At 67.8% G+C, this 236-nt stretch carries 1 protein-coding gene; it reads left to right on the top strand.

Annotation, left to right across the window (positions count from 1 at the left end):
* Positions 1-40: 40 nt before the first annotated feature.
* A partial coding sequence (locus tag ACYQ0J_RS13995) for a transposase family protein (RefSeq protein ID WP_460170435.1) occupies positions 41-236 on the top strand: 196 nt, incomplete at its 3' end.

Genomic DNA, 236 nt, shown 5'->3' with positions numbered 1-236 from the left:
CAGACTTGACCGATATGTATCCCCCGGGTATACAAAGGGCATGACCTTGCGCGAAGCCTTGTCCCAAGTCCCCGACCCTAGGGCCCGCAACCGGCGATACCCCCTGTGGGGCCTCTTGGCCCTCATCCTGGTGGCCTTCCTCAGCCGCGTGGACTCCCTGCGCGGCGTGGAACGCTTCGCCCGCGCTCACCCCCACCTCCTCCCCCACCTGGGCCTGCGCAAGCCCCCAGGCCACA

The sequence above is a fragment of the Thermus sp. FJN-A genome (assembly GCF_054655095.1).
This window is presented reverse-complemented; position numbering and strand designations above follow the sequence as displayed.